Source organism: Nonomuraea sp. NPDC050733 (assembly GCF_040654215.1).
Lineage (GTDB): Bacteria > Actinomycetota > Actinomycetes > Streptosporangiales > Streptosporangiaceae > Nonomuraea.
This window is the reverse complement of sequence record NZ_JBFAHO010000004.1, coordinates 428421-453620: the sequence shown is the minus strand read 5'-3', so window position 1 is coordinate 453620 and position 25200 is coordinate 428421. Positions and strand designations below refer to the sequence as shown.

Sequence of the window (25200 nt, the reverse complement as noted above, 5' to 3'; positions counted from 1 at the left end):
CAGCCGACGACCTTCACCGGCACCGTGCTGTACGGCCAGCCGTTGTGCCCGGCCATCACGTCCATCCACTTCTTGAACTGACGGGCCAGGGCGGCGTGGATCTGGTCCCGCTGCGCCGCCGTCACCGTGGCCGAGGAGTCCCAGCGGACGCAGTAGTTGATGGAGCCCTTGTTGGCCATCACCTGGTCCCAGCCGTAGTTACGGAAGCCGTACAGGTTGGAGTAGGTGCTCTCGACGTGCTGCCAGACCTCGTTGAGCGGCGTGACCAGGTTGGCCGGCGGGTTCCAGGCGCTCGGGGTGCCGCCGCCCGACGGGTCGTTGGCGTACGCCTTGACCTCCAGCAGCCCGACGGAGCCCTGACCGCTCTGCAGCGCCACGCGCAGCCGGGTGGTGCCGACCTGGCCGAAGGTGACCTTGTTGTAGGCGTCCGTCCGGACGGGGTAGCCGCTCGCGTTGGGAACGTCGGCGTAGGCGCCGCCGGTCCAGTACTGGAGCTTCCAGGAGGCGGGGACGCGCACGCCGCCGCCGTCGTCGAAGAAGTAGATCTCGGCCGCGCGGAGGGTCTGCGAACCGCTCCAGGTCAGCTCGGCCCACTGGGAGCCGGTGTTGGGCCAGGTGCCCCAGCGGCGGTTGACCGTGTCGTTGGAGCGGGGCGGGTCGATGCCGTCGTTGAGCGCGGCCACGCTCTCCCAGGACGAGGTGTACGACGCGCTCGGGGTGGCGGACGTGGCGAGGTTCGTCTCCGCGTACGCGGCCTCGACCGGTAGGAGGAAGGCGCTTACCAGCAGGAGCGGTAAGAGGGCCAGGCGTTTCATCGCACCTCCAGAGGTGGGGGGGTCGGGTGTCGCCGGATGTGCGGCCGCCCGGCACGCGCCGCCGTGCGGGGACGGCCCGTGCCGGGCGGAGTGTCAGGTGATCATGTCAGCGGCGGTGCGGCTCACGGTCCGAACGCCTTGACCTCAAGGAGGCCGACCGAGCTGGAGCCGTTGCCGGTGAGCAGCACCCGCAGCTTGGTGGTGCCCGTGGCGGTGAACGTGACGGTGTTGTAGGCGTTCTTGGTCAGCGTGTACGCGCTCGCGCCGGGCACGTCCGCGTACGCGCTGCCGTTCCAGTACTGCAGCCTCCACGACGCCGGCATGTCGATGCCCTCGTCGTCGTCGAAGAAGTACACCTGCGCCTTGTTCAGGGTCTTCGCCGACGACCACGTCAGGTCCACCCACTGCTGCCCGGTCTCCGGCCAGCAGCCCCAGCGGGGATTGACGGTGTCGTTGGAGGAGGGCGGGTCCACGCCGTCGTTCACGGCGTTGACGCTCTCCCACGACGAGGTGTACGAGGCCGACGGGGTCGCCGAGGCGGCCAGGTTGCCCGCGGGCGGCTCCTGTGTGCCGCCCCGGTTGAACACCTTGATCTCGGTCAGGCCCGTCCTGGCGCCGGAGGCGTTGGTGGCGAGCACCCGCATCCGCTGGGCGCTGACCGCGCCGAACTTCACCACGTTGTAGTTGGCCTGCGGCGTCGCCGGGCTCTTGGCCTGGCTCGGCACGCTGACCCACGCGCTGCCGTTGTAGTACTGGATGTCGTACGCCGACGGCGCCCGGTAGGTGGTGCTCGCGGGGCGGCTGTCCTTGAAGTACAGGCGCACCTCGTTGAAGGTGCGGGCCGCGCCGAAGTTCAGCTCGTACCAGTCCTGGCTGTTGGGCGAGCCGCCCGCGCCCCAGAACGGCTCGTTGATCGGGTAGCCGTCGACGGCGCCCGCGACCGTGCTGCCCGAGCCGGTGTAGGAGGCGCTCGCGGTGGCGCCGGTGGCCAGGTTGGTCAGGTCGGCCGTCAGGTCCACGCCCGCCTTGGCCAGCATGTCCACCATGCCCGCGCCGGTCTGCTTCACCTGCGCCGGCGACTGGAGACCCGCCACCGCCACGTGGTGGCTGACGGTGCCGCTGGTGGTCACGTCACCGGTGGCCGGGTCCCAGGTGAAGGGCACCAGCGAGTTGACCGTCGCGGCGCGGTTGCCGTTGACGTAGATCGAGTAGCCCTCCGGCACGCCCGGGTAGCGCACGACGCCGTCGGACGGGTCGTCCCAGACGATGGTCAGGTCGGCGTTGCGGTAGCGCAGGTTGTTGACGGTGAAGTGGGACCAGCCGATGCCGATCGGCGAGAGCTCCACCTTGGCGTCGTTGCGCGGCCGCAGGCCGGCCACGTCCTCGATCACGGTCCAGTTGCTGCTGCCGAGGATGTTGTGGTGGATCCACGACCGGTACGTGATCGCGGAGCCGTTCCAGTCGGCCCAGAACTCGTTGGCGTCCGGCCACTGGGTGTTGCCGTTGACGTACTGCGCCCAGGCGTTCCAGTAGAGCAGCTTCTTGTAGTCGGTCGCCGTCATCCACGAGTTGGCGTAGTTCCGCAGCACCGACGAGTACAGCCTGAACTGCACGGTCGAGTTGATGGTGGAGAAGTTGTTCGACCCCGGCTGGCCGGCGTCGGCCGCGGCCTTCTTGTCCACCTGGTTGGCCGTGTAGAAGGGGAAGATCGGGTACTGGGCCGGGTCGTCGTACAGGCGCAGCGCCTGCTTGTACGTGGCGTTGTTGGGGATCGCGCCGACCGCGAACGGGTAGTAGTTGTTGATCTCCTTCCACGGCACCCATTCGTTGGTCGACTTCAGCCGGTGCTCGAAGAGCTGCCGGTTCGGGTTCCACAGCACGTTGACGATGGCGTTCTGGATCTGCGTGGCCAGGGTCCGCATCTCGGTGGCCTTGGCGGTGTTGCCGACCGCCTCGTACGCCTGGGCGGCGGCCAGCGCGCCGCTGTACTGGTAGGCCGACTCGGCCCGGTCCATGTTGCCGCTCTTCCAGTGGAAGGAGACGGCGTCGGCGTCGTTGCCGGTCAGGGCGCCCCAGTCGTACTCGATGAGCTTGTTGTTGTCGTGGTCGTAGTAGGCGAGCTGTCCCTTGACGTCGCCCTCGGCGTAGCGGGCCAGGTTGGCCGCGATGGCGGGCTGACCGCCGTGGATCTGGTAGCTGCGCCACGCCGCCTCGGCGATGTACTGCGTGTAGCTGTTGGACCAGTTCTCGGGATCGCCCGGGTTGTCGACGAAGCGGCCGTTCTTCGACACCTGGCCGACGCTGAGCCAGTCGCCGTAGGAGTACTTCGGGTCTCGCAGGTACTTGAGGTCGTCGATGTGCATCGGCTGGGTGAGCGCGATCGCGTTGTTGTAGCCGAGCACGCCCTCGGTCGAGGTGGGGAACTGGAACGTCTGCCCCGGGATGTTCGCGTCGAGGTTGTTGAAGCGCATCAGCCACCAGCGGTAGTAGATGTTCTTCTTGATGGCCGGCTCCGGCACGTCGATGTAGGGCACGTTCTGCGCCCACCACCGGTTGTAGGCCCGCACGTGGGTGGCGAAGGCCGTGGCGCCCGAGTATCCGGCGTACGCGTCGTACTCGGTGCGCGACTCGGGGATCTCGTTGGTGACGAAGCCCATGACCAGCTTGGCGGTCACGGTGGCGCCGGCCGCGACGGTCACGGACCGGTTCAGGCCGCCGCTGGAGACGGTGAACCCGTCACCGGTGAGCCTGGGGTAGATCGTGGTCAGGTTGTTCTTGGCGTTGACCTGCCCGGTCAGCTCGCTGCCGCTGCCCGACGTGGCGTACGGCGAGGTGGCCCGGAGCTGGAGGGTGGCTGAGCCGGAGCCGTTGTTCGTGATCGACAGGTTGGTCACGGCGACGTTGTTCTCGGTGATGAACTTCGTCTGGTTGACCGTGATCGAGCCGCTGGTGTGAACGCTCTTCCAGTGGCTCGGCGCCTGCCAGCGCGAGTTGACCTGCTCGGTGAAGGTGCCCGGGGTGATGGCGACGGTGTAGGCGTTGTTGTCGCTGATGCTCTCCCAGTACGCGACCTGGCCGGCGAAGCCGAGCGTGCCCGGCGTGTGGGTCTTCATGAACAGGGCCCGGCCGCGCGACATCAGCCAGGTGCCGGCCGGGTCGTTGCCGGGCCGGGCGAGCAGCCGGTCCATCCAGAAGTCGGTGCCGGAGCTCTCGGCGTCGTAGATGGACTGCATCATGTTGCCCGGCGTGTACGAGACCGGCGCCGCCGGCACGGCCGGGCCGCTGAACGTGGGGAACCCGATGGTCTGCGCCGCCTGGGCCGGGGCCCCGGCGACGATCGTCCCGGCGACGAGCAGCAGGGCGACCAGGCCCCGCCTCAGCACACGTCTCATCAGAGGGCCATCCATTCCAGGACACCGGTCGAGTAACCGGACTTCGAGGTGATGCTCAGCCGCAGCCGCGTCGTCGAGACGGCGGGGAAGGACGTCACGTTGTAGGTGTTCGCGGCCGTCCCGCAGGCCGACTGGCCGGGCACGTCCACGTACGCGCTGCCGTTCCAGTACTGCACCTTGCAGGAGGCGGGCAGGTCGATGCCGAGGTCGTCGTCGAACCAGTAGGTCGCGATCCTGCTGATCGACTGCGCGCTGTTCCAGCGGTACTCCAGCCACTCGGTGCCCTGGTGGTCCCAGTTGCCGTAGGCGCCGTGGCTGTGGTCGGCCGAGCTGGTGGGCACGTACCCGTCGTTGACGGCGCCGAGGGTCTCCCACGAGGAGACGTACGAGGTGGACGGCGTCGCGCTCAGGGCCAGGTTGGTGCCGGTCGGCGGGCCGCCGGGACCGCCGCCCGGCCCGGTCGTCTGGACGACCTTCCGCATGGTGCCGTCGGCGTTCCAGTAGAGCTTGTCGAGCGTCACCGAGCGGCGGAAGTTGCCCCCGCCCGGGCTGCTCGCGTTGTGGTAGACCATGTACCACTGGCCCTTGAACTCGATGATCGCCGGGTGGTTGGTGGTCGAGGTGACCTGGTCGAGCACCACCCCGCGATGGGTCCACGGGCCGAGCGGGCTGCTCGCGGTGGCGTAGCGGATGCAGGCGTAGCCGGAGGCGGCGCAGCCGGAGTCGTTGGCCGCGTAGGCGAGGTAGTAGGTGCCGTTGCGCTTGAACATCCAGGGCGCCTCCCAGAAGTTCGAGACGCCCTGCGGGGTGATGACCGAGCCGTCCAGGTTGATCATGTCGGGCTTGAGCTTGGCGGCGCGCAGGCCGTAGTAGGAGCCCCAGTAGATGTAGGACTGGCCGTCGTCGTCGGTGAAGACGGTGGGGTCGATGTTGAGCGGCGATGAGTTGGGGGTGCTGTCGCTGATCAGCGGGCCGCCCTTGGCGTCGTGGAACGGGCCGAGGGGGCTGTCGCCGACGGCGACGCCGATGTCCATCCAGCCGGCGCCGTTGCCGTTGACGGGGGCGTACCAGTAGTACTTGCCGCCCTTCGGCTCGACCTCGCCGGCCCACGCGTCGGCGCCGGCCCAGGGGAAGTCTGAAAGTTTCAGCTTGGCGCCCTGGTCGGTCCAGGTGGTCGCGTCCCCTGATGTGAACACGTGCCAGTCGCGCATGACGAAGTTCGTGCCGCCCGTGGGGGCCTCGTCGTGGCCGGTGTAGAGGTACATGGTGTCGCCGACCACCAGGGCGGCCGGGTCTGCGGTGTAGATGGAGGTGGTGATGGGGGCGGCGGCGGGGGCGGGTGCCGCGGATGCGATGACCAGCCCCAGCGCGGCCATCGCGCCGAGGATCGTGGTTCGCAGGCGTCTCATGCAGGGCTCCTGGGGGGTAGAACCTAGCCTTTGCTTGGTTAGCGCTAACATTTCTGAGCGGCGCATGGGGGATCTTGTCGTGATACAGGTGATCAACGCGCTGGGGCGCGGCGCCCTGAGTGTTTGCGATATCAAAAGCGCCGTCAAGACCCAAAATGATCGCCCAGCTCACAGCGCGGAATTCGAGAAGTGCGGCCCCGCGCAGGTTCAGCCGAACGGCGGGACAAGGCCGTTCTCGTGGGCGAAGACCACCACCTGAACGCGGTCACGCAGGTCGAGCTTGGCCAGGATGTTGCTCACGTGGGTACGGATCGTCCCTTCGGCCACGTACATGCGCGCCGCGATCTCGGCGTTCGACAGCCCCGGTGGCGACCTTGCTTCTCCCCTGCCCGAGGTGGAAGGTCCCCTGCCGACCGACTCGGATGAGGTGTCGGCTCAGGCCCGCTGGTCCACCATCTGGTACGCCAACAGAAACACCAAGAAGGTGGTCAGCACCACCCGGTCGGACCGGACCACGATCCTGCAGATCGTCACCCGCTGCTGGAACGGCGGCGACGGCACGCGGGCGAAGGCGTACTTCCAGTTCAAACGCGCCGGCATCTGGCTGACCGGAGGCGGGAGCACCAGCGGCTACTGCATCGGCGGAAAGATGTACCACCGCATCAGGATCAAGAACGGCAAGCCAGATCAGTTCCGTGCGGTCGTCTCGCTCAGCCCCAAGGCCCACACGGTGCCGCCGGGTGCTCGCGGCGGAGGTGGGGTTGTCGAGCGGGACGATGGACGCGAGGAAGCCGAAGTGGGCCTGGGCCCGGTCGGACGGGACGGAGGCGGTGGGGACGCCCAGGTGACGGCCGATGGTCTCGGCGATCAGCCGGAACGGGATGCCGTCGTCACCTACGGCGTGCAGCCGCGATCCGGCCGGCGCCTGCTCCAGGGCCAGGCGGTACACGCGGGCGGCGTCCAGGGTGTGGCCGGCGGGCCAGCGGTTGGCGCCGTCGCCGAGGTAACCGGACACGCCGGCGGCGTCGTGGTCGGCTGGGAGGCGCAGATCGCCCTACGCGACGTCCGCGGCCTCGACCCACAGCCGAACAGGAGGCCATCACCTGGGCCGCACGTGTCCTGGTGGAGGCGGCGACCAACGAAGGGTGACCTCGACCCGGGTCAAAGCAGACGTCTTTGCACGACGTCGGCGATGACCGTGTTCACCACCTTTCCCACCGTCTCGGGGTCCGGCGGACCCTGCTCCCGGTCGGCGAACAGCATGTGCGCGCTCCCGATCAGGGAGAGCGCGAGCGTGTCCACGTCGGCGTCCGCGGCGATGCGCCCCATCTCGCACTCGTCTCTCAGGTAGGCGCTGATCACCCCCGCGGCCTGCGTCAGCACCGGGACGCCCGGCACGAGCAGGGCCTGGCGCAACCGGGCGCGCAGTTCGTCCCGGAAGATGATGAGGCCGACGACCGACACGGTGACCGGGTCGAACAGCTGGATGAGCGCGGCGGTGAGGTGGGCGGCGACGGTGCCGGTCCCGGCCGAGCCCCGCAGATCTTCGGCCAAGCCGTCGAGCCGGGCGACGCGCTCCTGCACCAGCTCGACCAGGAAGTCGTCGAAGTCCGCGAAGTGCCGATGCAGAACGCCTTTGGCCACGCCCGCCTCCTCCGTGACGGCTCGGCTGGTCAGCCCGTTCGCTCCGTCCCGGAACAGGACGCGCTCGGCGGCGGCGAACAACTGCTGCCGCACATCTCGGAGGGCCACTCCAGTCGGCATCCCTGCTCTCCCCCTGCATCGGACCTTCGCTCTACGCGAAACGCTATCCCGTTGTCGAGTGGGCGAGTGCCCACTAAAGTGGGCGCATGCCCACTACGTCGCAGGGACCATCCCAGCCTTCGAGCAACGCACCCCATCAGGCCAGGCAGATGGCCGAATCGTTCGGGACCGACACCGAACGCTACGACCGAGCCCGGCCCGCCTATCCCGACGCCCTCGTACAGCGGATCATCGCCGCCAGCCCAGGTCGCGACATGGCCGACGTCGGCTGCGGCACCGGCATCGAAGCCCGGCAGTTCCTGGCGGCCGGCTGCAAGGTGCTGGGGATCGAGCCGGACGCGCGGATGGCCGAGTTCGCCCGTCAGACGGGGGTCGAGGTCGAGGTCGCGACGTTCGAGGACTGGGATGCCGCCGGGCGCACGTTCGACGCGGTCATCGCCGGGCAGTCCTGGCACTGGGTGGACCCGGTCGCGGGCACGGCCAAGGCGGCTCAGGTGCTGCGCCCCGGCGGCCTGCTCGCGGTGTTCGCCCACGCGTTCGACCCTCCGGCCCCGATCGCGGACGCGTTCGCCGCCGCACTACGGCAGGTGGTGCCCGACTCGCCGTTCAGCGCCGGCCCACCGAGACCGGCCCAGGAGATCTACCAGCAGATGTTCGCCACGTTCGCCGACGGCATCCGGCAGTCCGCCGCGTTCGGCGAGCCGGAGCAGTGGCGATTCGACTGGGAGCGGCACTACACCCGCCACCAGTGGCTCGATCTGCTGCCCACCACCGGCGGTCTCACCCGGCTCCCGCCGGACAAGCTGGCCGAGGTGCTGGAGGCCGTCGGAGCCGCCATCGACGCGGCCGGAGGCGGCTTCACCATGCACTACACGACGATGGCGGTCACCGCGTCCCGGGCCGCCTGAGCTTCCCGCTTTCGCGCGAGATCGTCCACCGTCAGGTCACATGTCGGTCGAGAAGCCGTGCATCGCGAACGCATCGCGGAGCTATCAACCGGGGCTCGCAGGATTGGCGTCACAGGAAAGCACCAGCTAGGGAGAGTCCCCCATGTCCACCACCACCACCGTCGTCACCGTCCTGGCCGCCCTGTGGGTGGGCTTCTCCGCCTTCTCCCTCCTTCGCCGCGCCGAGTGGGTCGTGAAGCCGCTGACGGACTACGGCGTCCCCAGCTCGTGGTGGCCCTGGCTCGGCGCGGCCAAGGCCGCAGGCGCGGCGGGCCTGCTGGTCGGCTTGTTCGTGCCGGTCGTCGGCGTCCTGGCCGGGATCGGCCTCGTGCTGTACTTCGCCGGAGCCGTCGTCACCGTGCTCCGGGCGCGCTCGTACTCGACCGTCGTCTACCCCCTGCTGTACCTGGGCCCGGTGATCGCTGCCCTGGTGCTGGGATACAACGCCTGACAGCCGCCCGAATCACGGTCCCACGGTTGTCATGTCGCACCGATCCGTTCAGCCGACGAGTCGGGCAAGGCCCGGCTCGACCCGGATGGCGGCCGCTCCTCCGAAGCGGTCGCCATCTTTTTGGGCCTTACGCGGACAACGAGCCGGCGCGGCGGTGGTGCTGGCCCGTGACCGGGATCTCGTGCAGGCTTCCCGAGTACAGGAACTGGGTCATGCCGATCAGCAGCCGCCGCACGTCCTCCTGGGGCCGTACCACCAGGCGCAGGAACTGGCTGGTCGTCCCCAGCTTGTTGCCGCACTCCCGGACGTACACCCCGTGCTCGCTGAGCAGGTGGTCGCGCAGCGGCACCCCGTCGTAGCCGGGCGGCAGCTTGACCAGCAGGAAGTTGCCCTGCGAGGCGTAGACCGACAGCTCCGGCATGGTGCTGAGCTGCTGGAACATCACCCTCCGGTCGTTGTTGAGCCGCCGCAGGCTCTGCTGGTACTCCGGCATGCACTCCTTGAGCATGAACACGACGACCTCGGCGAAGGAGTTGAGGTTCCACTTGGGCAGCGCGTCGCGCACTTTCCCGGCCAGCGCGGGGTTGGCCACCAGGTAGCCGAACCGGATGCCGTGCAGGCCGAAGTTCTTGCCCAGGCTGCGCAGCACGATGACGTTCGGCCGCACCGCCGCCTCCCCGGCCACGCCCGGGTACGGCTCGGCGTCCACGAAGTCGCCGAACGACTCGTCCACGATGACCAGGTCCAGGTCGATGAGCTGGTCCAGCAGGCGCAGCACCTCGTGCTTGGGCAGGTAGCCGCCGTCGGGGTTGTTGGGGTTGCAGATGACCGCCACGCGGGAGCCGCGGGTCCGGATGAAGGAGACGTACTCGTTCACGTCGAGCGTGAAGTTGCGGCTCTCCAGCAGCGGGTACATGTCGACCCGCTTGCCGGTCTCCAGCGGCTGGTCGGTCCAGCGGCCGAACGTCGGGATCGGGACCGCCAGGCTCTCGCGGACCAGCAGGTGGTCGATCCAGGTGATCAGCTCGGTGGAGCCGTTGCCCATCGCGACCGTCTTGGGGTTGAACCCCATGGTGGAGCAGAGCTCCTGGCTGATCGTGTCGGCGTCGCTCGGGTAGAACTTGAGGATCGTCTCCAGGTTCCGGCCCAGGTACTCGAAGATCTCCGGGGTCGGGAAGTACGGGTTGCAGGGGATGCAGAAGTCCACCGGGGGGCGCTGGCCCGAGGAGCCGCGCAGCAGTGAGAAGTACGAAGGGCTGTGCGCCTGTGCACGTAAAAGGCTGAGCTCCACGACACCTCCATGGGCACGCGTCGGACGTCGGGAGGTACGCGCCGTCCCGCACCCCGGTTCAGACGGCGGGCTCAGGCGCGGGACCCGGAGTCGATCGTGTCGAGGACGGTGGGGTCGAGGCTGTGCCGGGCGCCGTCGCGGAAGGCGGCGGCGAAGTCCCGGTCCCCGAGCGCCCGCCGGGCCCGGTCCGCGCAGCGCTCGTGCCAGCCGGCGTGGTACCAGAGCCGGGTCGGCGAGGAGTCCACCGCCTGCCACAGCGCGTGCGCCGCACCCAGCACCCAGGCGGCCCGCGCGTGGTCGCCGCCCGCCCCGGCGATCCACGCCAGCACCTCCAGGCACTGGGTCAGGCACCACCGGTCGTTGATGCGCGCCGTGAACGCGGCGGACTCCCGCACCAGCGACTCGGCGCGATCACAGTCGCCCAGGCTCCAGGCGGCGATGCCGAGCGAGAGCTGGGCGTAGCCGCGGGACACGGCCGCCCGCCGGGCCTCGCACAGCGCCAGCAGCTCCTCCCCCTGCGCGGCGGCCCGCCGCGGGTCGTGGACCGAGCCGTAGGTGGCCGCGAAGTAGAGGTCCAGCGCCACGCCTGCCACGTCGTCCACGGCGCGGTGCAGGACGAGCGACTCCTCCAGCAGCTCCAGCCCGCGCCGGGCGTCCCCTGCGACGTACGCGGCGAGCCCGGAGGTGCGGACGACGTACGGCAGGAGCCGCTCGTCCCCGGTGCTCAGCGCGAACGCGTGGCTCTCCGCCAGCCACGGCGCGGCCGCCGCCACGTCGCCCTGCCGCAGGGCCAGCATGCTGACGACCCACAACGCCGTGGCCCGCGCCTGGCAGGGGGCGGGCGCGAGGTCCAGGCCCCGTTCCAGCCAGTACCGTCCCTCGGCCAGCGAGCCCGCGGGCAGGCTGAACGACCACATCATGGCGGCGGTCTCCAGCCCCACGACGGCCGTGTCGGGCTCCCCCAGGCACAGCTCCAGGGCGGCGCGCACGTTGGGCCGCTCCCGCTGGAGCAGCCGGTAGCGGTCGAGCTGCTCGGGGACGAGCTCGTCGACCCGGTGCCCGCTGACCAGGTCGCGGTGGTGGCCGATGTAGCGCTGCCGCATCGTCCGGTCGTCGCCCGGCCGGAGCCGCTCGCAGCCGTACGCCCGGATGCACTCCAGCATCCGGTACCGCGTCCCCGCCCCGGAGTACTCGCTGACCAGGACGGACTTGTCCACCAACCCCGCGATCAGGTCGAGCACCTCGGCGGAAGCGATGCCGTCGCCCGCGCAGACCGCCTCGGCGGTGTCCAGGTCGACGCCGCCGGGGAACATCGACAGCCGGCCCCACAGCCGCTGCTCCGGCGGCGAGCACAGCTGGTAGCTCCAGTCCAGGGTCGCGCGCAGCGTGCGGTGACGCGGGAGCGTGACGGCGCTCCCCGCGGCGGGGACCTCCAGGAAGTCGTCCAGCTCCCGCATCAGCCCGTCGAGCCGGAGCGTGCGCAGCCGCACGGCGGCCAGCTCGATGGCCAGCGGGAGGCCTTCGAGGCGCTGGGCCAGCCGCGCCACGGTCGGCGCGTTGCTCGCGTCCACGGCGAACCCCGGCCACACGCTGGCCGCGCGGTCCGCGAACAGCCGCACCGAGTCGTGGCGGGCGATCTCCCGGGCCGGACGGCCGGGGTCGGGCACGGGCAGCGACGGCACCGCGAGGACCTGCTCGCCGTACACGCCGAGGAGCTGCCGGCTGGTGACCAGCACCCGCATGCGAGGCGCGCCGCGCAGGATCCGGTCCACCAGGCGGGCGCAGTCGTGCAGCAGGTGCTCGCAGTTGTCGAGGGTCAGCAGCATGCGCTTGTCCGACAGGTAGTCCAGCAGCAGCGCCGCGGGGTCAGGCCCCTCGTCGCGCAGCCCCAGCGCGGCGGCGACGGTCGGCCCGAGCAGGTCACCGGTCTCCAGGGTGCCGAGCTCGACCACCTGGACGCCGTCCTTGTACGCGCCGCGCAGGCTCTCGCAGATCCGCAGCGCCAGCCGGGTCTTGCCGACCCCGCCCGTGCCGGTCAGCGTCAGCAGCCGGGCCCTGGACAGGATCTTGCGCGCCGCGGCCAGCTCGCTCCTGCGGCCGACGAAGCTCGACACCTCCCTGACCGGGTCCGGCCGGGCATGGCCGCCGTCCGTCACCGGCCTCATGGCGTACCTCCTGACCACGGCTCGTCCACGGACAGCTCCTGCCGGCCGATCCAGGCCGCGATCTGCACGCGCGAGCTGAAGCCGAGCTTGCTGAGGATCTTCTCGACGTGCCCCTCGGCCGTGCGCTGGGCGATCACCAGGGAGGCCGCTATCGCCTTGTTGCTCATGCCCAGGGCGACGAGCCGGGCGATCTCCATCTCGCGCCTGGTCAGCGGCGAGGAATCGCGCGGGCGCTCGCCGGTGCGCCTGTCGTCCCGCAGCGCGTACGCGATCACCTGGGCGGGGGTCATCGTGGCTCCCTTTCGGCAGGCCGTCTCGAACCTACGATCGCCGATGGCCGCCCGCGCCGCCTGCTCGCACGCGTCGTGGTAGTGGGAAAGGTGACCGAACAGCGGCCCGCCGAACGCCCGCCGCATCTCCTCCAGCGCGCCGAGCAGCGTCGCGGCCCGCCGCCCGTCGCCCTCCCCGGCCGCCATCCAGGCCAGGGCCTCGGCGCACAGCGCGATGCCGAGAGGGTCCTTGAACGGCTCCTTGAGCCTGATGGCCTCGCGCTCCATCTCCACCGCGCGCCGCGTGTCGCCCTGCTTCCACACCTCTATCCCGTACGTCCACAGGGTGTAGGAGCGGAACCAGCGCTCCCGGCGCGTATCGCAGAGGCGCAGGCACTCCTCGAAGCTGTCGACCGCCTCGTCCGCGCGGCCCAGCAGCGACCGGGCCGTCCCGAGGTAGATGAGCGAGTTGACCACGAGCATCTGGTCACCGGTGACCCGGCCGCATTCGAGCGCCTCACCGAGCAGGCCCAGCGCCTCGGGCAGGTCGCTCCGGAGGACCGCGGCGAGCCCCTCGACGTACGCGGCGGCTCCCGCGATCCCGTCGTCGCCGAGCTTGCGGCCCAGCTCGCGGCACTCGGCCAGCAGGCCGGCGGCCACGCCGAAGTCGCTCTGCAGCACCGCGAGCCGCGCGTCCACGCACAGGGCCCGTGCGCGCGCCCGCACCGGGGCGGCGTCGACGGCGAGCAGCCTGTCGAGCCAGCCGCGTCCCTCGCGCGGCGAGTCGGCGGCGATCCAGTAGTAGCGCAGCGCGGCGGCGAGGGTCATGCCGGCCTCGGCCTCCCCCGGCGTGGACACGCAGTAGTCCAGCGCGGAGCGGACGTTGTCGTGCTCCAGGCGCATGAGCTGGTACCAGGTCACCTGGTCGGGGCCGAACCACGCCTGATGCATCCGCGTCGCGAGGTCGTGGTACCAGACGCGGTGCCGCCGTCGCAGCTCCGCCTCCTCGCCGGACTCGCGCAGCCGGTCGCGGCCGTACTGGCGGATCGTCTCCATCAGCCGGAAGCGCACCATGGAGCCGTGCTCCTCGCGCAGCAGGATGGACTTCTCCACCAGGCCGATGACCACGTCCACGATCTCCTCGGCGACGATGCCGTCACCGGCGCAGACGTACTCCGCGGCCTCCAGGTCGAGGCTGCCGGAGAAGACCGACAGTCGCGCCCACAGCAGCCTCTCCTGCTCGGTGCACAGGGCGTGGCTCCAGTCGATGAGCGCCCTCAGCGTCTGCTGCCGCGGCAGCCGCGCCCGCGACCCCGTCGTGAGCAGCCCGAACCGGTCCTCCAGCCGGGTGAGGAGCTGCTCCGCGGAGATGACGCGCAGCCGCACGGCCGCCAGCTCGATGGCCAGCGGGATGCCGTCCAGGCCCCGGCAGATGCGGGTGACGGCCTCCCGGTTCGCGTCCGTGATCTCGAAGCCGGGCACGACGGCCCGGGCGCGCTCGGCGAACAGCAACATCGCGTCGGAGCACTCGGGCGGCTCCCCGCCGGGCCGCTGCCCGTTCATCCCGGGCACCGTCAGCGCCGGGACCACCATGGTCTGCTCGCCGGGAGCGCCGAGCGCCTGCCTGCTGGTGGCGAGGATGCGCAGGCCGGGCGCGGCGCGTACGAGCGTGGCGGCGAGCACCGCGCACTCGTGCAGCAGGTGCTCGCAGTTGTCCAGGACCATGAGGATCTGACGGTCGCGCAGATGGTCGGCGAGGACGTCCATCGGCTCCCGGGAGGAGTGGTCCACGATCCGCAGGCTCTCGATCACCGCCTGGGCCAGCACCCCGGAGCTCTCCAGCGCGGCCAGCTCGACCAGGCACACACCGTCGCGGAACGCGCGCCGCACCTCGGCGGCGACCCGCAGGGCGAGCCGGCTCTTGCCGACCCCGCCCACGCCGGCGAGGGTCACCAGCCTGGAGCCGGCCAGCAGTCGCTTGACCTCGGCGATGTCCTGCCGGCGGCCCACGAAGCTGGTCAACTCGGCCGGCAACCCGCCGGCGGTCCAGCCGTCGGTTCCCCGTGACGTCATGACTGCTCCACAATTCCGGTGGCGGGGTCCCCTTCCTCGTCACCGGCAGACAGAACTCAGCGTACGCCCATCCCCATACCCCATCGCACAAGATCGTCGCAGGTCGGAGCCACGGCGAGAAACGGGTTTCCGCGTGGATCTTGCATCTGGGCGAGCCGTTGGTACCGTCATGGTCAGGAGTGGTCAGGAGTGGTCAGGATCGCCGGTCACCCGAGGGGACACATGACGGACACCTCGATGATGCCGCTGCACATGCGGCGGGACGGGTTCGATCCCATCCCCCAGCTGGGTGCGCTGCGCGACGACGAGGGCGTCAGGCGGGTCACCACGCCGTTCGGCGTCGAGGCGTGGCTGGTCACCCGCCACGCCGACGTGCGCGCGGTCCTGGGCGACGCCGAGCGCTTCCCGCTGTCCCAGCTCGGCCTGGCCCGGCTGCCCGGCGCCCCGCCGGTCAGCGACGAGGAGCTGGCCGTCCTGCGGGCGGGCAACCTGCTCGCCCACGACCCCCCGGAGCACACGCGGCTGCGGCGGCTCCTGACGCCGGAGTTCACGCTGCGCCGCATGCGCCGGCTGGAGCCACGCGTGACGAGCATCGTCGAGGAGCATCTGGACGCGATGGAGAAGGCCGGGCCGCCGGCCGACCTTGTGCAGGCGTTCGCGCTGCCGATCCCGTCGCTGGTGATCTGCGAGCTGCTGGGCGTCCCCTACGCCGACCGCGAGGGCTTCCAGCACCGCACCAGCCGGATGCTGGACGTGTCGGTGCCCATCGAGAAGCGCATCGAGCTCCAGCTGGAGTCACGCGCCTACATGTCCGAGCTGGTCGCGCGGATCATGGCCGACCCCGGCGAGGAGCTGCTGGGCATGCTGGTGCGCGAGCACGGCGGCGAGGTGACGGCGGCCGAGCTGACCGGCATCGGCAGCCTGCTGCTGTTCGCCGGCCACGAGACGACCTCCAACATGCTCTCCCTCGGCACGCTGGCACTGCTGCGCCACCCGGACCAGCTCCGCATGCTGCGGGACGAACCCGAGCGGGCCGACGCCGCGGTGGAGGAGCTGCTGCGCTGGCTCAGCATCGTCCACTCCGGCACCAGCAAGGTGGCGGCCGTGGACACCGAGATCGCCGGCCGTACGATCCGGGCCGGGGAGATGGTGATCTGCGCGCTGCCGACCGCCAACCGCGACCCCGAGCTGCTGCCCGACCCGGACGCGCTGGACATCACGCGTGGGGCGCCCGGCCACGTGGCCTTCGGCCACGGCGTCCACCACTGCCTGGGCGCGCCGCTGGCCCGCATGGAGATGCGGATCGCGTTCCCGGCGCTGCTGCGCCGGTTCCCCGACCTGCGCCTGGCCGAGCCGGGGCCCGCCTTCCGGTCCTTCCACGTCGTGTACGGCCTGACCTCGCTGCCCGTCACCTGGTGACGCGGGCGCACGGGGACGCTACGGCTCGGTGACCTCGGCGACGTCCACCCGGTGGTGCCGGTCGCGCAGCCGCTCGATCGCCTCGGCGGGGGCGCGGGAGTCGACCACGATGACGTCGAACGCCTCCAGCGGGGCCACCCGGTGCAGGGCCACCCGGTCGAGCTTGGTGTGGTCCACCGCGAGGACGCACCGCGTGCCGGAGGCCAGCATGGCCCGCTTGACCAGCACGATCTCCTGCTCCTGGTGGAAGGCGTGCCGGTCGGACACGGCCGAGGTGGAGACCACGACCGTGTCGGTGTTCATCGCCTCGACCGCGTCGACGCAGGCCACCCCGAGGAACGAGTCGTGCGTCGGGTAGTACTCGCCGCCGAGCGCCATCAGCCGGATGCCCGGCACGGGCGCCAGCAGCCGGATGGCCTCCAGGAAGTTGGTCACCACGGTCAGCGGGGTGACCTCGCTCAGGTGGCGGGCGACGGCCAGCGCGGTCGTGGAGTCGTCGAACATGACGGAGCTGCCCGGCTCGATCAGCCCCACGACGTGCCTGGCGATCGCCTCCTTCTCCGCGGTCTGGGCGGTCTTGCGGTAGGCGATGTTGCTCTCGAACACGCTGGTCGCCTGGGCGCTGGCCCCGCCCCGGAACTTGCGCACCATGCCCTGGGTCTCCAACACGTCCAGGTCACGGTGGACGGTCATCACGCTCACCTCGAAGGTCTCGGCGAGCTCCGCCATCGAGACCGAGCCCTGGCGCATGACGTGCTCGGCCATCGCCTGGCGTCTGCTGGCCCCACTGGCCGCGCGTGGACGCGACTTCACCTGCTGCGCTCCCATGCCCTCGATGCCCATGTCTGTTTGTTACGGCGACTCAATCTCTCACACCCTTGACACCTCGGGGAGTGCCTCATAGTCTCCACGCAACATCACAAGTTCACACGTTTTAGCGTTAGATTTAACGCAACCCCCAGATGCCGCCCGAAACCGCAGCGCATCCACGACCCTCCCAATTAAAACGTTCGCATGCCACCCCACCCCCCGCCGCGTGGGAGTTGTACGGAGGAGACCTCATGACCGACCTACGCGAAGCCCGCATGAGCCGCGCCCAGTTCTTCCGCATGATGGGCGGGCTGGCGGCGGCCGCCGCGGCCACCGCCTGTTCCACCAAGCCGGAGGCCACCACCGCGCAGGGCGGCAAGCCCGCCGCCACCCAGCTCAGGTTCGTCGGCGTCGCCGACCAGAAGGCGCCGATGGACGAGCTGGTCGCCGCCTACAAGCAGGCCAAGCCCAGCGTCTCCCTGTCCACCTCCTTCGCGCCGACCGACCAGGTGCAGACCTCGGTCCGTACGCAGCTCGGCGCCGGCAACGCCCCGGACCTGCACGTCGTCTTCCCGGGCAACGGCAGCGCCATGTCGATGAGCCAGATCGCCAAGGCCGGCCTGCTCGCCGACCTGTCCGACCAGGCGTGGACCCAGACCATCCCGACCGGGTTCAAGCCGGCCTTCCAGATGGACGGCAAGACCTACCTGTACTCGGCGGGCTCCTCGGTCATCGGCGCCGTCTACAACAAGAAGGCGTTCGAGAAGGCCGGCATCGAGGCGCCGCCCACCACGTGGACCGAGTTCCTGTCCGTGTGCGACAAGCTGAAGAAGGCCGGGATCACCCCGATCGCGCTCGGCGCCCAGACGCCCTGGGTCACCCAGCTCATCACGTACGCGCTGGTGCCCTCCACCGTGTACGCCAAGGACCCCACCTTCGACGACAAGCAGCTCGCCGGGCAGGCCAGCTTCGCCCAGTCGGGCTGGCGCGACGCCATGGAGATGTACCTGGAGCTGCAGAAGCGCGGCTTCTTCAACGACAACCCCAACGGCACCACGTTCGAGCAGCAGACCTCGATGGTGGCCACCGGCAAGGCGGCCATGGCCATCCAGGTCTCCGCCGTGCTGCCCGACTTCCGCAAGGCCGCCGCCACGCCCGACGACCTGTCGATGTTCCCCGTGCCGGGAGCCGACTCCGCCGACCAGGTGTGGATCCCCGCCGGCGTGGTCGTCGGCCTGGGCGCCGCCGCCAAGGGCAAGAACGTGGCCGAGGCCAAGGCGTTCATCGACTTCCTCGGCAAGCAGGAGAGCATCAACCGCTGGGCCAAGGCCATCTCCGCCATCCCGCTCACCCAGGACTCCAGCTCCACCATCGACCCGGCCGTGCAGTCGTTCCTGCCGTTCACCAAGGACCGCGCGGTGCCGTTCATGGACCAGCGCTGGCCGAACGCCGAGGTGCAGCCCGTGCACTTCGCGGTCGTCCAGGAGCTGCTGGCCGGCAAGACGAAGATCGACGACGCCCTCAAGAAGATGGACGAGGCGTACGCCAAGTGACCTCGAACGTCGTCCGGAGCCTCCCCTCCACGGCCCGCCGGCCGTGGGGGCGGTTCAGCTCGCTCACCCCTTCGTGGATCTTCGCCCTGCCGGCCCTGCTCGTGTACGCCGCCGTCGTGCTGTACCCGAGCCTGGCCGGCATGTTCTACGCCTTCACCGACTGGAGCGGCATCGGCGAGGACAAGACCTTCGTCGGGCTGGCCAACCTGACGGCCATGTTCCACGACGACCAGGCCATGGGCTCGATCGGCAACACGCTGCTGCTGACCGTGACCATCGTCGCGGTGCAGAACGGCGTGGGGCTGCTCCTCGCGCTCGGCGTGCACGTCAAGCTGAAGAGCCGTGCCGTCCTGCGGGTGGTGTTCTTCGCCCCCGTCGTGGTCAGCCCGGTCATGGTGGCCTTCCTGTGGAAGTACATCTACAACCCGGACCCGACGGCGGGCCTCAACGGCGTGCTCGGCACCCATGTCGACTGGCTCGGCAACCCGTCGCTGGCGCTGTGGTCCATCGCCGGCACCGTGGTGTGGCAGTACGCCGGCTACTCGATGGTCATCTTCCTGGCGGGGCTGGAGGGGATCCCGCCGGAGCTGCACGAGGCGGCGATGATCGACGGCGCGGGGACGTGGCAGCGCTTCCGCTACGTCACCTGGCCGCTGCTGGCGCCGTCGCTGACCATCAACCTGATGCTGTCGACGATCGGCGGGCTCAAGCTGTTCGACCAGGTCTTCGCGGCCACGAACGGCGGCCCCGGCTACGCCACCGAGACGCTCTCGACGGTCCTGTACAAGCAGGCGTTCGTCTTCGGCAAGTTCGGCTACAGCACGGCGATCGCGCTGGTGCTGGCGCTGTTCGTGGCGGCCGTGTCGATGGTGCAGCTCTACTATCTCCGCAACCGTGAGGTGGCCCAGTGAAGCGGACGTTCCTCCTGGAGATCGTCATGGTCGCGGTGGCCGTGGCGTTCCTCTTCCCGGTGTACGCGCTGATCACGCTGTCGCTGAAGGACCCGGCGCAGATCTCGCACACCCCGCTGTCGCTGCCCTCGCCGCCCACGCTGGACAACTTCGGCAAGGCGTGGACCGCCGCCGCGCTCGGCCCGTCGCTGGTCAACAGCACGGTGATCACCGTGGTCAGCCTCGTCGCGCTGGTGGCGCTCGGCTCGTTCGCGGCCTACTACCTGGCCCGCGCCAAGAGCCGCATGGGCTACGGCCTGTACGTGCTGTTCCTGCTCGGCATCGTGCTGCCGTTCCAGCTCGGCATGATCCCGCTATACCAGCTCGTGACCGACCTCGGGCTGATCGGCTCCCACACCGGGATGATCATCTTCTACACGGGGATCCAGCTCCCGTTCACCGTGTTCCTCTACACGGGCTTCATCCGGGCCCTGCCGCGCGACTACGCCCACGCCGCCCAGATCGACGGCGCCTCCCACTTCACCGCCTTCACCAAGGTGGTCTTCCCGCTGCTGCGGCCCATCACGGGCACGGTGCTGATCCTCAACGCCGTGTTCATCTGGAACGACTTCTTCACCCCGCTGCTGTACCTGGGCGGGTCGGGGTTCGAGACGATCCCGGTGAGCGTCTTCGCCTTCGTCGGCCAGTACGTCTCCGACCACGGCCTGGTCTTCGCCGGCCTGGTGCTCGGGGCGCTGCCGATCGTCGTCGCGTTCCTGCTGCTCCAGCGGTACGTCATCAAGGGCTTCGCCAGCGGCCTCAAGGGATGAGCGGTCCGCCCCCGGGCGGGCCCGCTCCGCTTCCCACCGGCGGTGACCAGCGCATAACCTGAGGTGAAGGCCCGGGTGATACCCGGTGGCCCGGGCGGCGGGGCATTCATGATGCTGGCTATGAACGAGTCCAGGCGGCAGCAGTGCGTCAGGCTGCCCGCCGAGGTGACCAGTTTCGTAGGGCGTGGGCACGAGGTGGCCGAGGTCAAGCGACTGCTGTCCATGTCACGGACCGTGACGCTCACCGGTGTGGGCGGCGTCGGCAAGACCCGGCTGGCCCTGCGGGTCGGGCTCGACGTGGCCCGCGACTTCCGCGGCGGCGTGTGGTTCGTGGAGCTGGGCGCCCTGGACAACCCCGACCTGCTGGCGCAGGTCGTGGTCGAGGCGCTGGAGATCCGCCGCCAGAGCGCCGAGCCCCCGCTGCGGCTGCTCGCCGACCATCTGCGCGACAAGCACGCGCTGATCATCCTGGACAACTGCGAGCACCTGGTCCGCGCGTGCGCCGTCCTCGCCGAGCAGCTGCTGCGCGCCGCGCCCCGGCTGCACCTCCTGGCCACCAGCCGCGAGGCGATGGGGTTCGCGGGTGAGCGGATCATGCCGGTCCCGACGCTGTCCGTGCCGGAGGTGGACGGGGCGGAGCTGTCCATCGAGTCGCTGGCGCGCTCCGACGCCGTGCGCCTGTTCACCGAGCGGGCCATGGCCGTCCTGCCGTCGTTCGCCCTCACCGAGGACAACCGCGACGTCGTCCTGCAGATCTGCCACCGGCTCGACGGCCTGCCGCTCGGCATCGAGCTGGCCGCCGTCCGGCTGCGCGCCCTGTCGGTGCGGCAGCTCCTCGACCGGCTGAACGACCGGTTCCGGCTGCTCACCGCCGGGTCGCCGGCCGAGGCGCCGCGCCACCAGACGCTGCGCGCCCTCATCGACTGGAGCTACGCGCTGTGCTCGGACAAGGAGCAGCTGCTGTGGGCACGCGCGTCGGTCTTCGCGGGCGGCCTCGACCTGGAGGGCGCCGAGACGGTCTGCTCCGGCGCCGGCATCGACCGCGAGGAGGTGCTCGACCTCGTGTGCGGGCTGGTCGCCAAGTCGATCCTGATCAGGGAGGAGAACGGCTCGCGGGTCCGCTACCGGCTGCTGGAGATCATCCGCCAGTACGGCCTCGAACGGCTCGCCGCTCAGGGAGAGGACGCCGAGCTGCACCGGCGGCACCGCGCCTACTACCGGGAGCTCGCCGCCCAGGCACGGGCGGAGCTGTTCGGGCCGTCGCAGGTCTCGTGGTTCACCCGGCTGCGTCAGGAGCACGCCAACCTGCACACCGCGCTCCAACGCTGCCTCGACGACCCCGGGGAGGCGGGGGCCTGTCTGGAGATGGCCGCCGACCTCCTCTACCACTGGATCACCGGCTACTACCTGGGCGAGGGCCGCCGCTGGCTGGACCGCGCGCTCGCCACCGGCGGCGGGAGCCCCGAGACGCGGGCGCGGGCGCTGTGGGCCGGAAGTTGGCTGGCCATCATCCAGGCCGACGTCCCGGCCGCCGCGGCGATGCTGAAGGACAGCCAGACGCTGGGCGAGCGGCTGGAGCTGGCGGACGTGCTCGCCTACGTCTCGCTGTACTCCGGGATGATCGCCATGTACGAGGGCGACACGGACACGGCCATCGAGCTCTACGAGCAGGCCCTGGCCCGGCACCGCGCCACGGGTGACCCGGTGGGCACCACGCTGGCCCTCATCCGGCTCTCCCTGGCCCACTCCTTCCGCGGTGACTCCGACCGTGCCATCGCGATGGGCGACGAGTGCCTGGCCCTGGCCGACGCGCACGGGGAGGGCTGGCACAAGGCGTACATGATGATGGCGCTCGGCGTGGACGTGTGGCGGCAGGGCGACCCACGGCGGGCCTTCGAGCTGGAGACGCAGAGCCTGACCTTCAACCGCGCGGTCGGCGACCCGCTCGGCGCCGGGGTGAACCTGGAGGTGCTGGCCTGGATCGCCGCCACCGAGCAGCACCACGAGCGGGCGGCGCGGTTGCTGGGCGCCCTGCAGGCGGTGTGGGAGGCGATCGGCGCGCCGCTGTCCGGCTACGGGCACCTGGCTTGCTACCACGACGACTGCGAGCGCCTCGCCCGGGAGGCGCTCGGCCGGTCCGCCTTCGAGGCGGCCTTCGAGGAGGGCGCCCGGCTGTCGTACGACGACGCGCTCGACTACGCGCTCCAGAGGGACGAACGCGTCGGCGAGCCCGCCGCCGCCGGCGGCGAGCGCCCTGCCTCCAAGGGAGGGTCCACTCCCCTCACCCGGAGGGAGCTGGAGATCGCCCGGCTCGTCACCCAGGGTCTGAGCAACAAGGAGATCGCCTCGTCCTTGGTGATCTCGCAGCGCACCGCGGAAAGTCACATCGAGCACATCATGAGCAAGCTCGGCTTCCACTCGCGGGCGCAGGTGGCGGTCTGGATGAACGAGCACGACGGCGGCCCGGGCTGAGGCGTCCCCACGGCACTCACCCGCGGGGCGGCGCGCCCCCGATCAGTACGGCAGGGTCAGTACGGCAGGGTCAGTACGGCAGGCGGCGGCCGGATGGGGTCCGCAGGTCGGGGCCGGGGTCTCCGGCGCTCGGCTTCTTGGACTTGCGGATCTGGATCCTGCGCACGGGATGACTGTTCCTTTCGCGCTCCGCCGCCGGAGGCGGCCGGTTCACAGGACGCCGGAGGCGGCCGTTTCACAGGACGCCTCAGGCGGCCGTTCCACAGCACACGGGGCCCGTGGAGATGCTCCGGCCGTCCGGCAGGAGCTCCCCCGTGTCCTCGAAGATGACCACGCCGTTGCAGAGGAGGCCCCATCCCTGCTCGGGATGGAAGGCGACCAGGCGGGCCGCGTCGTGACTCGGGTCGTCCGCCGGTGGACACGGCGGCTGGTGCTGGCACATGGCTCGTACCTCTCTCCTTCGGTTGAGCCCATGTCTAAGCACTCAGCCTGCCCGGCGAACGGCAACAGAGCCACGGGATAAATCCCTATTTCGGTACCTAGACGCCAGCACCTGAGTAGTCAGGTCAGGAAACGGTCGAGCGGGAGGCACCGCACGGTCAGGCGGGCGGAGCCTCGCGGACGACGCGCACCTCGCCCGCAGGGACCGTGAGCGCGCCGTCCACCGGCCGGCCATCGGGAAGCGTGACGCCCGTGACCGGCACCGTCGCCCCGGCCTCCGTGTGGTTGATGGCGAACAGGTACGACCGGCCGTCCGGGTGCGCCCGCCGGACGAGCTCGACGCCCGGATGGGACGTGGTGCCGACCCCGGCGTCCGCGCAGACCTCGGCCACCACGCGGCCCAGCAGGTCGCCGTCGGGCAGCGTGGTCAGGTAGTGGGCCGTGCCCTCGCCCCACGTGTTGCGGGTCCAGGCGGGCTCCCCGCTGGTGTAGACGTCGAGGATCTTCGCGGTGGTGGCGTGCGCGAGCTCGCTCCACACCGTGCCGGCGCCTCCGCCCGCGAGCGTCACCGACTCGCCGGCGGCGAGCGGGAAGAACTCCTCGACCGTCACCCCGAGCAGCTCGCGGAACGCCCCCGGGTAGCCGCCCAGCCGCACCCGGTCGTGCTCGTCCACGATCCCGCTGTACGGGCCGACGAGCACGGTGCCGCCGGCCGCCGCGAACCGCTCGACGTTGGCCGCGCCCCGGTCACTGATCAGGTACAGGGCGGGCACGACGAGCAGTTTGTACCCGGACAGGTCACCCTCCGGGTGGGCGACGTCGCAGGTGACGCCGGCCTTCCAGAGCGCGCCGTACCACTGGCGGATCACCTCGGCCGGGTCGTGGTCGGCGGTCGGCTGGGCCGGGTGGTCCTCCGCCCAGACGCTGGCGTAGTCGAGCAGGACGGCGGCGTCGGCCTTGACCGTGCTGCCCTCCACCTCGGCCAGGTCCTTCAGCAGCGCGCCGAGTGCGGTCACCTCGCGCCAGATCTTCGTGTCGGTGCCGGTGTGCGGGACCATCCCCGAGTGCCACTTCTCGGCGCCGGCCCGGGAGGCCCGCCACTGGAAGAACATGATCGCGTCCGCTCCCCTGGCGAGGTGCTGGACGGAGTTGCGCAGCATCTCGCCGGGCCGCTTGGCGCGGTTGTATCCCTGCCAGTTGACGCCGCTGGTGGAGTGCTCCATGAGCAGCCACGGGCGGCCGCCGTTCAGCGAGCGGGCGAAGTCGGCGGAGAACGCGAGGTGGATGTGGGGGTCCTCGCCGATGAGGTAGTGGTCCGTGGCGACGGGGTGCACCTCGGGGGCGAACGACCAGTAGTCCATCTCCCAGTGCATCCCGGCCATGAGGTTGGTGGTGGCGGGGACGCCGGGGGTGATGCCGGCGAGCAGGTCGCGCTCGGCCCGGAAGAGGTCGAGCAGCGCGTCGGAGCTGAACCGGCGGAAGTCGAGCTGCTGGCCCGGGTTGGTGAACGTGGGGGTCGCCCGGGGCGGCAGGATCTGCTCCCAGTCGCTGTAGCGCTGCGACCAGAAGGCGGTGCCCCAGGCGTCGTTGAGCGCGTCGAGGGTGCCGTAGCGGCCGCGCAGCCAGACGCGGAAGGCGGCGGCGGAGGTGTCGCAGTGGCAGCGGGCGTTGTGGCAGCCGTACTCGTTGTGGATGTGCCACATGGCCAGCGCCGGGTGGTCGCGGTAGCGCCGGGCCACCTGCTCGGCGATGCGCAGCGCCCGCTCCTTGTAGATCGGCGAGCTGGGGCAGAAGCCCTGCCTGCTGCCGTGGTGCAGCCTGCGGCCGTCGGCGTCGACGGGCAGCGCCTCGGGATAGGTGTGCCCGAACCACGGGGGCGGGGCGGCCGTCGGGGTGGCCAGGCACGCCTGCACGCCGTTGGCGTGCAGCAGGTCCATGACCTTGTCGAGCAGGCCGAAGTCGAACCTGCCCTCCTCCGGCTCCAGGAACGCCCACGAGAAGATGCCGACGCTGACCCGGTTCACCCCGGCCTCGCGCATGAGGGCGACGTCCTCGGCCCAGGTCTCCTCGGGCCACTGCTCGGGGTTCCAGTCGCCGCCGTAGACGATCACAGGGGGGCTCCTCGCGGGGACGGCGTTCGGGGGCGCGTGGCCGCGCCAGGGGTATTAAAACGTTCTTCTTCGTCCGGGACAAGGGCGGTCCGCAGGCT

17 protein-coding genes and 2 pseudogenes are annotated in these 25200 nt (G+C 70.5%); 7 read left to right on the top strand and 12 right to left on the bottom strand.

Annotated elements, in window-relative coordinates:
- The 6 genes and pseudogenes from AB0H64_RS11760 to AB0H64_RS11735 form a co-directional block, all read right to left on the bottom strand.
- A pseudogene (locus AB0H64_RS11760) lies at positions 1–815 on the bottom strand (hypothetical protein); the annotation flags it as partial.
- A 122-nt stretch (positions 816–937) separates the two neighbouring features.
- Entirely contained in the window at positions 938–4207 is a 3270-nt protein-coding gene (locus tag AB0H64_RS11755) for a discoidin domain-containing protein (protein WP_357622956.1), read from the bottom strand.
- Positions 4207–5616: a glycoside hydrolase family 43 protein gene (locus AB0H64_RS11750; RefSeq protein ID WP_357622954.1), complete on the bottom strand. Its 1410-nt coding sequence runs from the start codon at positions 5614–5616 to the stop codon at positions 4207–4209. The genes AB0H64_RS11755 and AB0H64_RS11750 overlap by 1 nt, the downstream gene beginning before the upstream one ends.
- A gap of 207 nt (positions 5617–5823) precedes the next feature.
- A pseudogene (locus AB0H64_RS11745) lies at positions 5824–5979 on the bottom strand (LuxR C-terminal-related transcriptional regulator); the annotation flags it as partial.
- A 72-nt stretch (positions 5980–6051) separates the two neighbouring features.
- Positions 6052–6216 (bottom strand): hypothetical protein, encoded by a 165-nt coding sequence (locus AB0H64_RS11740; protein ID WP_357622952.1) that lies wholly within the window; start codon positions 6214–6216, stop codon positions 6052–6054.
- A 561-nt stretch (positions 6217–6777) separates the two neighbouring features.
- Positions 6778–7380, bottom strand: a complete 603-nt coding sequence (locus AB0H64_RS11735) for a TetR/AcrR family transcriptional regulator (RefSeq protein WP_357622950.1) — start codon at positions 7378–7380, stop codon at positions 6778–6780.
- A 149-nt stretch (positions 7381–7529) separates the two neighbouring features.
- Between AB0H64_RS11735 and AB0H64_RS11730 the strand changes: the two genes are divergently transcribed.
- A complete protein-coding gene (locus AB0H64_RS11730; protein WP_357622948.1) occupies positions 7530–8288 on the top strand; it encodes a class I SAM-dependent methyltransferase in 759 nt (252 codons plus the stop codon).
- 142 nt (positions 8289–8430) lie between these two features.
- Positions 8431–8778, top strand: coding sequence for a DoxX family protein (locus AB0H64_RS11725; RefSeq protein WP_357622946.1), 348 nt, complete (start codon positions 8431–8433; stop codon positions 8776–8778).
- Positions 8779–8905: 127 nt separating this feature from the next.
- Here AB0H64_RS11725 and AB0H64_RS11720 read toward each other — a convergent pair whose 3' ends face one another.
- The 3 genes from AB0H64_RS11720 to AB0H64_RS11710 form a co-directional block, all read right to left on the bottom strand.
- Positions 8906–10069, bottom strand: a complete 1164-nt coding sequence (locus AB0H64_RS11720; RefSeq protein ID WP_357622944.1) for a histidinol-phosphate transaminase — start codon at positions 10067–10069, stop codon at positions 8906–8908.
- 71 nt (positions 10070–10140) lie between these two features.
- Positions 10141–12234, bottom strand: a complete 2094-nt coding sequence (locus AB0H64_RS11715) for a LuxR family transcriptional regulator (protein WP_357622942.1) — start codon at positions 12232–12234, stop codon at positions 10141–10143.
- Positions 12231–14576 carry a LuxR C-terminal-related transcriptional regulator gene (locus tag AB0H64_RS11710; protein ID WP_357622940.1) on the bottom strand — a complete coding sequence of 782 codons (2346 nt, stop codon included), beginning with the start codon at positions 14574–14576 and terminating at the stop codon, positions 12231–12233. Before AB0H64_RS11710 ends, AB0H64_RS11715 begins: the two co-directional genes overlap by 4 nt.
- A gap of 222 nt (positions 14577–14798) precedes the next feature.
- On the opposite strand from AB0H64_RS11710, the gene AB0H64_RS11705 reads away from it, so the two are divergent.
- The gene (locus AB0H64_RS11705) at positions 14799–15995 is read left to right on the top strand and encodes a cytochrome P450 (protein ID WP_357622938.1); all 1197 of its coding nucleotides are present in this window, start codon (positions 14799–14801) and stop codon (positions 15993–15995) included.
- A gap of 18 nt (positions 15996–16013) precedes the next feature.
- On the opposite strand, the gene AB0H64_RS11700 is transcribed toward AB0H64_RS11705, so the two are convergent.
- Positions 16014–16838: a DeoR/GlpR family DNA-binding transcription regulator gene (locus tag AB0H64_RS11700; RefSeq protein WP_357622936.1), complete on the bottom strand. Its 825-nt coding sequence runs from the start codon at positions 16836–16838 to the stop codon at positions 16014–16016.
- 218 nt (positions 16839–17056) lie between these two features.
- On the opposite strand from AB0H64_RS11700, the gene AB0H64_RS11695 reads away from it, so the two are divergent.
- The 4 genes from AB0H64_RS11695 to AB0H64_RS11680 all read left to right on the top strand — a co-directional run bounded on the left by AB0H64_RS11695 (position 17057) and on the right by AB0H64_RS11680 (position 22550).
- Positions 17057–18358 carry an extracellular solute-binding protein gene (locus tag AB0H64_RS11695; protein WP_357622934.1) on the top strand — a complete coding sequence of 434 codons (1302 nt, stop codon included), beginning with the start codon at positions 17057–17059 and terminating at the stop codon, positions 18356–18358.
- Positions 18355–19269, top strand: coding sequence for a sugar ABC transporter permease (locus tag AB0H64_RS11690; RefSeq protein WP_357622932.1), 915 nt, complete (start codon positions 18355–18357; stop codon positions 19267–19269). Before AB0H64_RS11695 ends, AB0H64_RS11690 begins: the two co-directional genes overlap by 4 nt.
- Positions 19266–20078, top strand: a complete 813-nt coding sequence (locus AB0H64_RS11685; protein WP_310708139.1) for a carbohydrate ABC transporter permease — start codon at positions 19266–19268, stop codon at positions 20076–20078. The genes AB0H64_RS11690 and AB0H64_RS11685 overlap by 4 nt, the downstream gene beginning before the upstream one ends.
- Before the next feature lie 120 nt (positions 20079–20198).
- The gene (locus AB0H64_RS11680; RefSeq protein ID WP_357622930.1) at positions 20199–22550 is read left to right on the top strand and encodes a LuxR C-terminal-related transcriptional regulator; all 2352 of its coding nucleotides are present in this window, start codon (positions 20199–20201) and stop codon (positions 22548–22550) included.
- Between the two features lie 247 nt (positions 22551–22797).
- On the opposite strand, the gene AB0H64_RS11675 is transcribed toward AB0H64_RS11680, so the two are convergent.
- Together AB0H64_RS11675 and AB0H64_RS11670 are read right to left on the bottom strand one after the other, a co-directional pair.
- On the bottom strand, positions 22798–22992 hold the full coding sequence (locus tag AB0H64_RS11675) for a DUF5999 family protein (protein ID WP_310708137.1): 195 nt from the start codon (positions 22990–22992) through the stop codon (positions 22798–22800).
- Positions 22993–23149: 157 nt separating this feature from the next.
- Positions 23150–25102, bottom strand: a complete 1953-nt coding sequence (locus AB0H64_RS11670; protein WP_357622928.1) for a beta-galactosidase — start codon at positions 25100–25102, stop codon at positions 23150–23152.
- Between the last annotated feature and the right edge of the window lie 98 nt (positions 25103–25200).

Coding starts and splice junctions, on each gene's coding strand:
- AB0H64_RS11755 (WP_357622956.1), bottom strand. CDS start 4,207: ATGAGACGTGTGCTGAGGCGGGGCCTGGTCGCCCTGCTGCTCGTCGCC.
- AB0H64_RS11750 (WP_357622954.1), bottom strand. CDS start 5,616: ATGAGACGCCTGCGAACCACGATCCTCGGCGCGATGGCCGCGCTGGGG.
- AB0H64_RS11740 (WP_357622952.1), bottom strand. CDS start 6,216: ATGCCGGCGCGTTTGAACTGGAAGTACGCCTTCGCCCGCGTGCCGTCG.
- AB0H64_RS11735 (WP_357622950.1), bottom strand. CDS start 7,380: ATGCCGACTGGAGTGGCCCTCCGAGATGTGCGGCAGCAGTTGTTCGCC.
- AB0H64_RS11730 (WP_357622948.1), top strand. CDS start 7,530: ATGGCCGAATCGTTCGGGACCGACACCGAACGCTACGACCGAGCCCGG.
- AB0H64_RS11725 (WP_357622946.1), top strand. CDS start 8,431: ATGTCCACCACCACCACCGTCGTCACCGTCCTGGCCGCCCTGTGGGTG.
- AB0H64_RS11715 (WP_357622942.1), bottom strand. CDS start 12,234: ATGAGGCCGGTGACGGACGGCGGCCATGCCCGGCCGGACCCGGTCAGG.
- AB0H64_RS11710 (WP_357622940.1), bottom strand. CDS start 14,576: ATGACGTCACGGGGAACCGACGGCTGGACCGCCGGCGGGTTGCCGGCC.
- AB0H64_RS11705 (WP_357622938.1), top strand. CDS start 14,799: ATGACGGACACCTCGATGATGCCGCTGCACATGCGGCGGGACGGGTTC.
- AB0H64_RS11700 (WP_357622936.1), bottom strand. CDS start 16,838: ATGGGCATCGAGGGCATGGGAGCGCAGCAGGTGAAGTCGCGTCCACGC.
- AB0H64_RS11695 (WP_357622934.1), top strand. CDS start 17,057: ATGACCGACCTACGCGAAGCCCGCATGAGCCGCGCCCAGTTCTTCCGC.
- AB0H64_RS11680 (WP_357622930.1), top strand. CDS start 20,199: ATGAACGAGTCCAGGCGGCAGCAGTGCGTCAGGCTGCCCGCCGAGGTG.
- AB0H64_RS11675 (WP_310708137.1), bottom strand. CDS start 22,992: ATGTGCCAGCACCAGCCGCCGTGTCCACCGGCGGACGACCCGAGTCAC.